General features: G+C 62.7%; 10 protein-coding genes. 5 read left to right on the forward strand and 5 right to left on the reverse strand.

From position 1 onward, the window contains the following. The 3 genes from LJE93_11605 to thrC all read left to right on the forward strand — a co-directional run. Window positions 1–523, forward strand: a 523-nt coding sequence (locus LJE93_11605; GenBank protein ID MCG6949550.1) for a cell wall hydrolase, incomplete at its 5' end; no start/stop codon positions are given. A gap of 233 nt (window positions 524–756) precedes the next feature. Then, the gene (locus LJE93_11610) at window positions 757–2,286 is read left to right on the forward strand and encodes an aromatic amino acid ammonia-lyase (protein MCG6949551.1); all 1,530 of its coding nucleotides are present in this window, start codon (window positions 757–759) and stop codon (window positions 2,284–2,286) included. A 242-nt stretch (window positions 2,287–2,528) separates the two neighbouring features. Then, the gene (gene thrC / locus LJE93_11615) at window positions 2,529–3,788 is read left to right on the forward strand and encodes a threonine synthase (GenBank protein MCG6949552.1); all 1,260 of its coding nucleotides are present in this window, start codon (window positions 2,529–2,531) and stop codon (window positions 3,786–3,788) included. Window positions 3,789–3,928: 140 nt separating this feature from the next. Here thrC and LJE93_11620 read toward each other — a convergent pair whose 3' ends face one another. The 5 genes from LJE93_11620 to lepA all read right to left on the reverse strand — a co-directional run bounded on the left by LJE93_11620 (window position 3,929) and on the right by lepA (window position 10,692). Next, complete coding sequence (locus LJE93_11620) at window positions 3,929–4,306, reverse strand: hypothetical protein (protein ID MCG6949553.1); 378 nt, start codon at window positions 4,304–4,306, stop codon at window positions 3,929–3,931. 32 nt (window positions 4,307–4,338) lie between these two features. Then, the gene (locus tag LJE93_11625; protein ID MCG6949554.1) at window positions 4,339–5,025 is read right to left on the reverse strand and encodes a lysophospholipid acyltransferase family protein; all 687 of its coding nucleotides are present in this window, start codon (window positions 5,023–5,025) and stop codon (window positions 4,339–4,341) included. A gap of 160 nt (window positions 5,026–5,185) precedes the next feature. Then, window positions 5,186–7,363 carry a lipopolysaccharide kinase InaA family protein gene (locus LJE93_11630; GenBank protein MCG6949555.1) on the reverse strand — a complete coding sequence of 726 codons (2,178 nt, stop codon included), beginning with the start codon at window positions 7,361–7,363 and terminating at the stop codon, window positions 5,186–5,188. A 186-nt stretch (window positions 7,364–7,549) separates the two neighbouring features. Continuing rightward, window positions 7,550–8,698 carry a radical SAM family heme chaperone HemW gene (hemW, locus tag LJE93_11635; GenBank protein MCG6949556.1) on the reverse strand — a complete coding sequence of 383 codons (1,149 nt, stop codon included), beginning with the start codon at window positions 8,696–8,698 and terminating at the stop codon, window positions 7,550–7,552. 197 nt (window positions 8,699–8,895) lie between these two features. Next, the gene (gene lepA, locus LJE93_11640) at window positions 8,896–10,692 is read right to left on the reverse strand and encodes a translation elongation factor 4 (protein MCG6949557.1); all 1,797 of its coding nucleotides are present in this window, start codon (window positions 10,690–10,692) and stop codon (window positions 8,896–8,898) included. A 148-nt stretch (window positions 10,693–10,840) separates the two neighbouring features. On the opposite strand from lepA, the gene LJE93_11645 reads away from it, so the two are divergent. Continuing rightward, on the forward strand, window positions 10,841–11,530 hold the full coding sequence (locus LJE93_11645; protein MCG6949558.1) for a response regulator transcription factor: 690 nt from the start codon (window positions 10,841–10,843) through the stop codon (window positions 11,528–11,530). After that, window positions 11,527–13,224: a HAMP domain-containing histidine kinase gene (locus tag LJE93_11650; protein MCG6949559.1), complete on the forward strand. Its 1,698-nt coding sequence runs from the start codon at window positions 11,527–11,529 to the stop codon at window positions 13,222–13,224. Before LJE93_11645 ends, LJE93_11650 begins: the two co-directional genes overlap by 4 nt. Window positions 13,225–13,267: the final 43 nt, after the last annotated feature.

Raw genomic sequence — 13,267 nt, forward strand, 5'->3', positions numbered from 1 at the left:
CGCGATATTTCCCACAGCCGGCGCCGCAGTCCTCCGCCACTCCTACGGCATCCCCGGCGTCATCGGCGAAGCCTCCTTCTTCACCAACCCCCGTGAAGAGGAGCGCCTGCGCGATACGGTGTACAACCGGCGCGAGGCCGATGCGTACGTGGCGGCCCTGGCTGATTTTTTCTCCCGTCCCACACCCCCAATCCTCGACAAGGGCTCGCTCGTCAGCGTCGAGCCCTTCGAGGTCTTCGAGCAGGCCGGGCGTATGAGTCCCGAAGCCCTTGAGTGGAAGGCGAGCTGGCTCGCGGGCCAGGAAGCGCAGAGAATCGGCACACCCGAGGCCCTCGAGCAGGCGCTCCAGCTTTTCACCTTCTCCGCCCGAGCCTTTCCCGACTCGTGGATCGCACGCGACTGCCATCTGCGCAGGGCGGAGATTCTCGAAGCTCTGGGCCAGCACGAAGAAGCCGCGATGGCCCGGCTCCGCGCCGATGAGCTCTACGTCCCACTCGATCTCCAATCAGGAGTTAGGAATTAGGAATTCCCACCCTACCCTTCGGTTCTATCCGCGCACTGCGGGAGGGTGGGCGGCATTCCTAATTCCTCATTCCTCATTCCTCATTCTGAAAAGTTCTTGCTTTTCAGTATGGTGGGCGCATAATCGAGCTACGCGGACCGAAGGCTTCGTGGGCACTCGGTTGCAGCGGGGTGGGTGGGAGCGACCCCTTCGGGGAATCGCTCAATTTGCCCCGGAGGCAATCGGAGGTGTTCATGGCCGTTACCATCACTGGAAAAAATCTCACCATCGAAGATGTCATCGCGGTCGCCCGCCACGGCGAAAGCGTCGAACTTCACCCCGACGCCGTCGAACGGATCACGCACTGTCGTGCATTCCTCGACGAACGGGTCGCCGCACGCGAGATCATGTACGGCGTCAACACGGGGATCGGCGAGTTCTCGGAGGTCGCACTCTCGGACGAGCAGGTGCGGGACTTTCAGCGCTACCTCATCTACAACCATGCCGCAGGCATCGGCGAGCCATGCCCGATCGATCATATCCGGGCCGCGATGCTGCTGAGGGTCAACGTCCACGCCAACGGCCACTCCGGCTGCCGGCGCGAGATCACAGAGACCCTGATCGCCATGCTGAACGCCGGCGTGACCCCGGTGGTGTGCGAAAAGGGTTCGGTCGGCGCCTGCGGCGACCTCGCACCGATGAGCCAGATCGCGCTGCTGATGATGGGCGAAGGCGAGGCCTTCTACCAGGGTGTGAGAATGCCCGGCGACAAGGCTCTCGAGGCGGCCGAGATTCCGATGCCGGGTCTCGAGGTGCGCGACGGATTGGCCGTGATCAACGGCTCCAACCTGACCAATGCGATCGGCTGCCTGACGGTGTGGGACACCGAGCGTTTCATCAAGCAAGCGGAGATCGCCTGCGCAATGAGCCTCGAAGCGCTGCGCGCCAATATGAAGCCTTACGATTCGCGAATTCACGAGCTGCGCGGTTTCCGGGGTGCGGTCGCTTCGGCGTCCAACATCCGAGCAGTGATCGACGGCTCCGATCTCTTGACCGGCAAGGAGAAGGTCAAGGTGCAGGACGCCTACAGCATGCGCTCATCGCCGCAGGTCATCGGCGCCGCCCGCGACCAGCTCCGATGGACGCGCGAGCAGCTGGAGATCGAGGCCAATGGCGTCGGCGACAACCCAATCTTCCTGCCGGACGACCAGATCGTTCTGACCGGAGCCAACTTCCAGGGCACCCCGATCAGCCTGCCGCTCGACACCCTCGGGGGAGCGATCACGATGGTCTGCGTTCTTTCGGAGCGCCGGCTCAACCGGCTCACCAATCCGGCATTGAGCGCAGGTTTGCCCCCGTTCCTGACCAAGGGCGCCGGGATGTTCTCCGGCATGATGCTGAGCCAGTACACCGCCGACATGCAGATCGTCGAGCAGCGGATCCTGTCGAACCCCGCCTTCACCCAGTCGATCCCGGCTGCGGCCGACCAGGAGGATTTCGTCTCGATGGGCATGAACACGGCCCTCAAGACCCGAACCATCCTCGACAACGCCCACGGTGTCCTCGGCATCGAGCTCATGGCCGCGGCGCAGGGCCTGGATTTTCGCGAGTTCGAACCCGGACACGGGACGCGGGCGGCCCGTGACGAAGTCCGTCGTCACGTCGAATTTCTCGACGAGGACCGGCCGCTCTATCCCGACCACAACGCGATGAAGAAGGCGGTCGCCAAGCTCGATATTCTGCGTGCGGTGGAAGAGGAGATCGGGGAACTCACGACGTATTAGTTTTGAGTTCTTAGTTTTGAGTTTTGAGTTTTCCGCCACCCGCTCTATTGATTGCGGGTGGAGGGGCGGGAACTCGCGCCCGGCAGCGATTCGCGGCTGACGGCCGAGAGGGAAGGATTGGTGGTGGTCGGTCTTCAGCCGCTCGCTGGCGGGAGTGAGTCACGACGCCCGCAGGGCGTCCGTAACTCTCAACTCTTAACTCCTCCCTCCAAAAACGCAGTTGCATAGCTACAATCGACGTCATGGCTCGCTTCCACTTCCGGTGCATCGAGTGCGGTGAGGAGTATCCGGAGGACCCGAACCGCCTGGTCTGCTCGACCTGCGCCGGGAAACAGGAACCGGGCGGGACCGTTCGCGGTGTGCTCGAGGTGGTCCTCAAAGTGCTGCCGAACTCATGGCCACACTTCAGGCCCTCCGACCGGGAGTTCCTCCACGCGTTTCTCCCGATCAACGACGAAAGTGCGCTCGCGCCGCTGCCGGTAGGCGACACACCGTTGCTCGATGTGTCCCGCGTCCGCGATGCCCTCGAGATGCCACACCTGTTCGTGAAGGACGACACCCGCAACCTGTCCGGTTCGACCAAGGATCGCGCGTCGCTGCTGGTGGTCGCCAAGGCCGCGGAGTACGGCTGCGACACCGTGGCCACCGCCTCGACCGGAAACGCGGCGTCGTCGCTGGCCGCAATTTCGGCCGCAACCGGCATGCGCGCCGTAGTCCTGGTACCCGCCGCGACGCCACCGGCCAAGCTCGCGCAAATGCAGAGCTATGGAGCGTCCGTGGTGCCGGTTTCAGGCACCTACGACGACGCCTTCGAACTCTGTATCGCAGCCTGTAATGAGTTCGGCTGGTACAACCGGAGCACCGCCCTCAACCCGTTCACCATTGAGGGGAAGAAGACTGCGGCGCTCGAGATAGCGGTTGCCATGGCCCCTCATGCTCCCGATGTTCTGATCGTGCCGACGGGTGACGGTGTCATCCTCGGCGGCCTGGCCAAGGGCTTCCGGGACCTCGAACTTGCGGGTCTGATCGATCGCCGTCCACGGTTCATCGCCGTCCAGCCGGATGGGTCCTCGGCCATAGTCCGGGCGCTTCGATCGGGCGAAGACCAGCCAGCGGAGATGACAGGCGCAGAAAGCGTTGCCGACAGCCTGACGGTCCAGACGCCGCGCAACGCCATCGGGTGCATGGCGGAGATCAGGGCTTCGGGCGGTAGCGGCGTGACCGTGTCGGACGAGGCGATCCTGGCTGCGATTTCTGACCTGGCGAGCTCGACCGGCGTGTTCGCCGAGCCGGCCGGCGCGGCAGCTCTGGCCGGACTTCGGGCAGCCCTCGACCAGAACCTCGTCAATCGGGACGAAACAGTCATTCTAATGGTGACGGGCAGTGGGCTCAAGGATGTCGGGGCTGCAGCAAAAGCCTTGCCGTCTCTCGAGCCGGTCGAGGCGAATCTCGAGGGCGTAGAGCGCGCGGTCAAGCTCTGCAATAAACGTTCAAACGTTTGAACGTTCAACGTTAATATTTCTGTCGGTCGAGATCCTTCGACTCGTCGCCTCCCGTACCTCGCATCCGATCACAAACAGCTCCCGTGACGAAGTGGGAAGGGCGGGCGGGAAATTCGAAATCCGAAATCCGAAATCGAATACTACTTAGGTCCCAGAATCTTTGACGTAGTATCAGCACCCGGTACCACAATCTTGGACATTTCCTTGCGCTGGAGCTCCTTGACCTCGTCAATCATCTGCTCGACCGCCGCCTGGATCGCGGCCGGAAACCTCTCGATGGCAGCCTGCAGATTCTCGGCTTCGATTCGCGTCTGGACCGGCAGCGGTCCCACCTGCGACATGAGCTGGGTCTCGGCGATGTAGGCCACGGGCCGCGAAAGATCGCGCTCTCCATTGCTCGTCACCGGGGTCAGCTGTTTGAGCGAGCCCACCCTCAGATCAGTAAAAACCTCTTCCTTGTAAAGATTCTGTTCATCCATTTTGATCTCGGACAGTGCCTGGACCTGCGGTTCTTCCATGCTTCCTCCTCCGGCCAACCGGCGTTGGCCGACTATGCTTCTTTACGAACCCCCAATCGCTCTCGGGATATTTCCATAAGGTTATTGATTCGCTCCTCGAGCTCCTGTCGACGCGCCTCGATGTCATCGCTGTCCGTGTGCCGTTCGACCACCATCGGCTCGCCGACGGTGATGGCGACTTTGGATCCGGGGTACGGCACCAGATGACGGTCCCACGATCGGGCACGCCAAGCCCGGCTCGCCGCAAAGCCGATCGGCACAACCGGCACCCCCGCCATCCGGGCCACCATGATGGCCCCCGGTTTGCAGTATCTCCTCGGCCCCTTCGACCCGTCGACCGCGATCGCCGGCGCCTGCCCGGCGCGCACGATCGCCTTCTTCAGCCCCCGCAAGGCCGCCGCACCACTCCGCCGAGCCGATCCTCTGACAGCCCGGCTCCCGAATCTGGCAAGAATCTGAACGCCAAGCTCTCCGTCGGTCGAAGGACTGATCAGGAATGTCACCGGTATGCCTCGGTACAAGAGCTGGGCGGCATACCAGCCAACCGTCAGCAGGCCCTCGTGCCAGAACGCGAACACCGCCGGCTCGCCAGCTCGCTCGAGCTCGACGAATTTCTCGTCTTCCTCGACCCTAAACCGGTAGGTCGACCAGGCCAACTTGAGAAATCCCGCGATGATCGGAGCCGCGATGGCGAACAGGATTCTCCGCCCCCGCGTCATTTGACGCGGACGGTGCCCCGTACGGCCGTTCGAATCATTGGTGCTCGCCGTATCGATCATGGAAGATCCCGCTCCCGCATGCGGGCGTCAGGCCGGCAGGATGGTAGCACGGGGGAAGGATTTGGGATTTGGGATTTCAGAATTCTGAGTATTTGGCCTGTCACTTGAGATGGTAATAAATCGGGGAGGGTCCGAGCTTGACGGAGGTGCCATCAGGGACGGGCAAGGGTTGTCCATCGCGTGAAATGGCTTCGGAGGCGGGGCGGGGAAGAGTTGCCCTGGCACCGGCGGACACGCTCCAGCCGACGACCAGCTCTCGGTCGAGGCTGAAGTGGTAGAGGAATGTACCCTCGGGCGCCGACAAGGGCCCTCGGAAGTCGCTGCCCTCGACCTGGTCGATCAGCGTTCGGAGCGCGTGCCAGGATGGGCGCCGGCGGAGCGAACCGTCGCTCTCCGGCGACACCAGGCCGTAACCGCGGGCGATCAATTGCCACCAGAAGACGCGCTCGACAAGTCCAGTCCCGAGGGTCAAAAGGAAGTATCGAACGAGATAGTCCGCCTGCACCTCCTCGCTCACCGAAACCGTCTTGCCCGCCGGAGAATGGGGCCCCTCCCACAACGGCCAGTTCACCTCGGTGATCCAGCAGCGATCACTCGAGTTCCGTCCAGTTTCGGCGATCGCCCGCAGCAGAGTGACCTTGTCGACCGTGTCGAGCCCCATCTGGCAATTCTCGGGTGCGCCGCGCCGGTCCACGTAGAGCAGGCTCGACACGATATCGAAGTGAAGTCCCGGCGTGCTCCTGTTGAGCAACGCGATCAGCGCCTGGAACTCGAAATCGATCACCGCCGGACCCATCACCTGGACGCCATCGATTCGGTGCAGGATCTCGGCCGCCTCGAGATAGAGATCGACGTACTCGCTGTGAGTCCAGATTCCCCACTTGCTGCGATTGATTGCCTGGCCGACCTGAAAACAGCGGCCGAATCGGCTGAACCGTTCGCCCATTTCTTCGACAGATGCGCGCCACCGCGCGCGGTCCAGTACGAGGTCCCGGTTTTGCGGTATGACGAACGAGACCTCGTGCCCCCGGCCGACCAGGGATTCGGCCAATCGCACCTCGGCCACATGCTCACTTTCCCACGGGTGGAGACGCACGAGAACCGGACCTACACCCAGCGCCTCGATGAGTTCGAGCTGCGCCTCGAGGTCCGGCTCCCGCGGGCGCAACGCGAGCCCAATGCCCCCGAACGCGGTCGGCCTCTCGTACAGGGCCGACTTGAGCTTTCGGTATCGACGTCTGACCTTCGCCGCAGACGCTGCCACGATTCCGAGATCACGGAGATGATCGGGACTGTCGGCAAGGCGGATGAAAAACTTCTCGCCGCGGCTCGCGTGCTGGTGCGGTTGGTCGGAGAGGTGGTCCCAGACCGCCTTGTCTCGCGACGAGACACCCTCCGAAGCCGCGGGTATGTGGGCATGGTGGGAGCCTCCATGTGCGTGACGGCGTTTCAAGCGCAGGAACGTGGTCCTTTTCTTGATCGCATGCTTGAGGATGAATCCGTTGACCGACAAAGCGTAGAACCACCAGCGGAACGAAAGCCGGGGAGGGACTTCCCCCCAATAGCCCCCGAGAAAGGCGGCCCGGTGTTCCCGCTCCAGCACCGGCAGGCGGCAGATATCACGGGTCCTTCGGAAGACGCCAGGCGAGCGTCCGGTCCGCGCCCGGTTGAAGTCGATCAGATAGAGGTCGAGGTCGTCCGCTTCACCGACGGCGAGGATGTTTCCCATCGAAAGGTCGCGGTAGAGAATGCCGGCGTCGTTGATCTCCCTCGCCAGCCGGCCGAGCCTGCCGAGAAAATCGATGTCCTCCACCTCCGGGAACTCCCCCGCCAGCGGTTCGTGGTTGAGTCGGCGAAAGAACTGACGCACCTCGACTGCATCGTTCAACCGCTCGGCGATGAAGAAGGACGGCCCCTCCAACTCGGCCGACTCGACCCAGAGGATCGGCTCCGGTGTCGGAAGGCCCACCCGGACCAGCTCCTTGGCGACCCTCCAGCTTCGCTCGGCCTTGCTGCCCCGGATGCGACGATCGAGCCGACTCTTCAGGCCTTGGTTCTTGAACTGTTTGACGACCACCGGCAGCCTGCCCGCAGGGGTGTTCATCTCGGCCGCATAGATGTAGTTCCGACCCCAGTGAATGGTCTCCGTCGCGCAGGAAGGATCGGTCAAGCGGGCGACCTCGCCTCCGACATCTTCAGGGCGGCGATCGGGCGCCACCTCACCGTAGAATTCCCCACAGTCGAAGGCATCGTACGGTGATCGGGCGTCTGCTGGCACCGGCGAAGGATAGCACCCGGGCTTCGCAATTAGGAATTAGGAGTTATGAATGAGGAATTCCCGCCCCTCCCCCCTGAGGCTTGGAGTCCGAGGGGGTGGGCGGCATTCCTAATTCCTCATTCCTAATTCTTCATTAGAAACTCCGTGGTTTCTTGGCGCCCTTTGCGCCTTGACGTTGGCAGCCGACTAGAGGACGAAGGAGCGCGCGAGGGTGTCGGCGATGGCGAGGCCTCTCAGGGTTGGTCGAAGTCGTGCGCCATCCACCAGGAGGTGGCCCGAATCGCTCAATCGATCGACCACCTCCGTGTTTGCAGCCATCAGATCAACAGCGTATCGATCCGCCAGGCGGTCGAGGTCGACGCCCTCCGAGGTTCGAAAGCCGAGCATCAATGTCTCGAGGACGAGCTGTTCTTCCGACGGCCGCTCGTCGTCCTCGACCGGTGCTTCCCGCGTCGCCAGTGCCTTCTGCCAGAGCCTCAGTCGAGGTCGGTTCCACCATCGCCGGCCGGCCGCGAACGAGTGAGCGGAGGGGCCCAAACCGAGGTACGGAGAGTGATCCCAGTATTTCTGGTTGTGCTTCGAACGGTGCTCGGGTGACGACGCGAAGTTGGAGACTTCGTAACCCTCGAAGCCGGCCTCGGTCAACACTTCGTGGGTGAGGAAAAAGAGCCGTTCCAGACGAACGTCCTCGAGCTGTTTCACCGTCCCCCGAGCCACCCTCCGCCCGAGGAGCGTCTTCGGGTGAATCGTGAGCTGGTAGCAGCTGAGGTGGTCCGTTCCGAGGCCGACGGCGGTCTCGAGCTGGGCTCGCCAGTGTTCCGGAGATCTCCCGTGAAGCCCGTACATGAGGTCGATCGACACCGTGCTGAAGCCAGCCCCCATGAGCTCGTCCACGGCGCGGAAGGCATCTTGGGCACTATGCCGGCGGCCGAGGACGCCGAGATCGGTATCGTCGAATGACTGAACGCCGAGGCTCACGAAATCGACCCCGAGACGGCGCCAGGCAGCGGCGCTCCGAGCATTCACGTCCTCCGGGTTTGCCTCGAGAAAAATCTCCACACCGCGAACCAGATCGAGATGCCAATCGAGCGCGTCCACGACCCGGGAGAGTTGTTCCGGGGACAACGAAGATGGAGTTCCGCCGCCGAAATACAGGGTGTCGAAGGTGAGCCCGATCTCCTCGTACATTTCGGCCTCACTGATCACGCCCTCGACCCATCCCTCGCGCCGTTCCTCACCTGCAATCGTCACCGCAAAATCACAATATGGGCAGACTGACGTGCAGAATGGAACGTGAACGTACAGGCCAGCGTTCTCCGGTGCCGAGGAAGTCACCGGTTACGCATTTCGGATTTCGGATTTCGGAGTTCGGATTTACGTTCAACCTCACCAATCCCGTCGCTCGGTCGATTCGCTCCCGCGGTCGCGATAACAGATGGAAACGTCATCCCGAATAAGACTGAAACGGGTGTTCGTATGGCATTCCGAATTCCGAATTCCTAATTCCTAATTCCTAATTCTTAATTCCTCATTCAATCTCTATCCGTCTTCAACACGGCAACAAACGCGGATTGCGGGATCTCCACCGACCCCACCATCTTCATCCGCTTCTTGCCCTTCTTCTGCTTTTCGAGGAGCTTTCTTTTGCGGGTGATGTCGCCACCGTAGCACTTGGCGGTCACGTCCTTGCGGTAGGCGTTGATCGTTTTGCGGGCGATGATGTCGCCTCCCACCGCACCCTGGATGGCGATCTTGAACTGCTGTTTGGGGATCGTATCCGCAAGCCTTTCGCAGTAATGCAGTGCACGAGCCCGGGCCTTTTCCTTGTGTACCAGCTGAGCAAGCGCGTCAACCGGTTCCCCGTTGACGAGGATGTCGACCTTGACCAGATCGGTCGGGCGGTAATCGAGCATTTCGTAGTCGAAGGATCCGTAGCCCTGGGTCACCGACTTGAGGCGATCGTAGAAATCGAAAAGGACCTCGGCCAGCGGCATTTCGGAGGTCAGCTCTACCCGGCCGACAGCGAGATAGTTGAAGGTCGTGTTCTCGCCTCGCCGCTCCCGGCACAGCTCCATCACCGGACCGACGTAACGCTCCGGCATCATGACCGACGCCTTGATATACGGCTCCTCGGAACTCTCGATGGACCCGCGATCGGGGTAGAGGCTGGGATTGTCCACCCACAGCTCCTGGCCGTCGGTCATCGTCACCCGGTAACGGACCGAGGGCGCCGAGAGGATGAGCGACAGATCGTACTCCCGCCGAAGCCGTTCCTGGACGACCTCGAGGTGGAGAAGGCCGAGGAAACCACAGCGGAAACCGAAGCCGAGGGCTGACGACGAGTCCTTCTCGTAGGTCAGAGCGGCGTCGTTGAGCTTGAGCTTTTCCAGCGCCTTCGTCAGGTCGGGATACTCGTCGGTCGACATCGGGTAGATCGACGAGAACACCACCGGCTTCGCCTCCTTGTAGCCGGGCAGCGGCTCGGCAGCAGATTCGTCCGCATCGGTGATGGTGTCCCCGATCGCGATGTCCGACACTGCCTTGACCCCCGCGATGACGTAGCCAACCATGCCCGCGGCCAATTCTTCGGTCGCTACCTTGTTGATCTTCAGGAGGCCGACTTCCTCGACGGTGTAGGTCTTGTCGGCGTGCATCAGAAGGATCTTCTGGCCGGGCCGCAGCGTGCCCTCCATGACCCGCACCAGTAGTACCGCCCCACGATAAGGGTCGTACTGGGCGTCGAAGATCAGCGCCTGTAACGGCGCCGAGGGATTTCCGCTCGGCGGCGGCAATCGCTGGACGATGGCCTCGAGGACCTCTTCGATGCCTTCGCCAGTTTTGGCCGAGCACAGCACGGCGTCATCGGCATCGAGGCCGAGATCCTCCTCGATCTCCTCCCTGACGCGATCGACGTCAGCCGCTGGCAGGTCGATCTTGTTGATGACCGGCACCATCTCGAGGTCGTGCTCGAGCGCGAGGTAGAGGTTGGCGACTGTCTGCGCCTCGACGCCCTGCGATGCGTCCACCAGGAGCAATGCTCCCTCGCACGACATCAGCGAGCGGCGCACCTCGTGCGAGAAGTCCACGTGCCCGGGAGTGTCGATCAGATTGAGCTTGTACGCCTTGCCATCACGAGCCGTGTAATCCAGGGTCACCGTGTTCGACTTGATGGTGATGCCTCGTTCACGCTCGATGTCCATCGAGTCGAGGATCTGGTCACGGAACTCGCGATCCTCCACCGCACCGCAGTACTGGATCAACCGGTCGGCAAGCGTTGACTTGCCGTGATCGATGTGCGCGATGATGCAAAAGCTGCGAACGTTGTCCAACAATTCCTCCCAACCCGCATTATTCAGGAAACCAGCCCGATCCGACAAGTTTTCCGCGGAGTCACCCTGCTACCGACCCGCATCCGGGTGAGGCTTTTGTTTTACAGGATCCTGACGCTCACTGCCCGCGAAGCGGTTATCCTGAGGCATGCGCGTTCTCATTGTCGAGGATGAGCCCGCCCTTCGCCAAGGCCTTTTGGATCTGCTCTCGGCAGCAGGGCATGAGGTCGCGGCCTGCGAAATGGGCAAGGATGCGATCGCGACTGGAACCGGAGAGGCCTTCGATCTGGTGCTGCTCGACCTCATGCTGCCGGACATCGATGGTGTCGAGGTCTGCCGGCGTCTCAAGCGGGCGCGTCCCTCATTGCACATCCTGATGCTGACCGCTCGCGGATCCGAGAACGACAAGGTCGCCGGACTCGAGGCCGGGGCCGACGACTACCTGACCAAGCCCTTCGCAGTGCGCGAGCTCCTGGCGCGGATCGACGCTCTCGGGCGCCGCTCGGCAGCAATCCCGGCAGACCCGGAGATCATCGAAGCCGACGGCTGCACGATGGACCTCGGGCGCCTGGTGGTCGATCGTGGCGACAATCCTGCTAGCCTCACGCCCCGTGAAGCCGGGATCCTGAGGTGGCTTCATCGACACCGCTCGCGGGCGGTTTCGCGGGCCGAGCTCCTCGAACGAATATGGGGATCCTCCGGAGAACTTCAGACCCGCACCGTGGACATGACGATCGCCAATCTCCGCCAGAAGATCGAACGAGATCCCTCCGAGCCAAAGATTCTCCTGACCGTCACCGGAGTCGGCTACGCGTGGGGGGGAGAAGAAGAGCGGTGAAGGTGTCCAAAAGAACGACGCTCGCGGCAGTCCTGATCGGAGTTGCCGTGCTTCTGCCGACCAGTGCGTGGTACGTAACGGGTTCGCGCGAAGCGGCGCGCCGTGCCGCAGCCCTCGAAGCACGCACACAGCTGGAGCGTCGTGAGGAGGTCGAACGTGAGGCGGCCCGGTTGGGCAGCCGTCTTGAGGCTCTTCGCGCTCAGGAGTCCGAACGCCCGTTTTTCCACTATCAGACCCTGTATCGGGATCCACGGGGAGCGGCGGAAGGGCTCGCCGTAACGCGGTCACCCCTGGCCTCGGGCGCCACCGACCCACTCGTTCTGGCGCATTTTCAGATTGATGAACACGGGCTCGTCACCCTTCCGACGGTCAGCGAGCGTTTTCCGGAGCTGTCGAGCGACGAGGATTTCGGCGCTTTTTGCACCCTTTTGGAGGAACTGCAGACCGCTGTCCTGATGGACGAAGGCGCTACGCCGGATACCGAGGTCGACGAGGAACGCGTTCTGACCCTGACCGGCTTCGAGTGGGAACAGATCGCACTTGCCGACGCGGTCTACGCGTCCATAACCGGGCGCCAGGAGGGTGATGCCGGACCCGCACCGGTGAACCCGGACCTCGGCCGCGTCGTAGTTCGCGTGCGGCCGCTCCGCTGGCACACGATGGTGCTCGGCAGCGGGCCCACTTTGGCCGCACTTCGCGACGTGCACACGCCGGCAGGTGTCGTCCTGCAGGGGTTCGCAGTGGCTAAGCCAGTGGTGGATCAGTGGCTCGGGTCCGGTTCTCTGCCGCTCCGGTTCACTCCCGGACCGCCACCCCCAGAAGACGAAATGTCGGCGCCTGTAGGATTCACCGGCTGGATCCTCGACCTCGATCATTCTGTGCTCACCACGCCGGCCTCCGCCGAGGCGCGGACCCTGAGAGCGCAGTTCCACCGCACCTTTGCCCTGACGGTCGGTGGGATCGCGCTCGCTGCAGTTGCGGTGATCATGATCCTGTTCCAAACCGACCGGACGGCACGACAACGAGCCCGCTTCGCGGCCGCAGCCGCCCACGAGCTCAAGACACCGCTGGCGAGCCTGCAGCTGCACGCGGAAATGCTCGCGGAGGACCTCGGAGAGGCTGAGAACCGAACCCGCTACGCCGCGACCGTCAGTGCCGAGGCGGATCGGCTCGGTCGTGTGGTCACCAACATGTTGGACCTGACTCGCCTCGAACGGAGCGCGCCGCTGGTGAACCCGCGGGCTGGTGATATCGCCGAAACCGTCCGAGCAGTCTTCGATCGTGAGCGGTCTCGCCTCGAAGACGCCGGTGTGACTGTCCGTCTGGACCTCCAAGAGGATCTGCCGGACGCCCTGTTTGACTCCGATGCTCTCCGCCAGATTCTCGACAATCTCCTCGACAACGCGGAGAAACACACACGCGACTCCGAGGATCGTTCGATTGAGATCTCGGTTGTCGCCGAAGACGATCAATTGCGAATCGAGGTTGCGGACAACGGCCCGGGAATACCTCGGAGCCAAAGGCGTAGCTTGTTTCGGCCGTTCGATCGGGCCGAGAATGCGGTCGGCAGACCGGGGCTCGGGCTCGGGCTTGCCGTTTCGCGGACCTTTGCGCGTGCTCAGGGCGGAGACCTCGAACTCGACGGCAGCCCGCGTCAGGGCGCCACTTTCGTGCTCACGCTGCCGCAGGCGTGATATTGCGTCTTCCTGCTCATCAATGACCAAGGCGTCCGGGCTT

Source organism: Acidobacteriota bacterium, assembly GCA_022340665.1.
In the GTDB taxonomy this organism is placed as follows: domain Bacteria; phylum Acidobacteriota; class Thermoanaerobaculia; order Thermoanaerobaculales; family Sulfomarinibacteraceae; genus Sulfomarinibacter.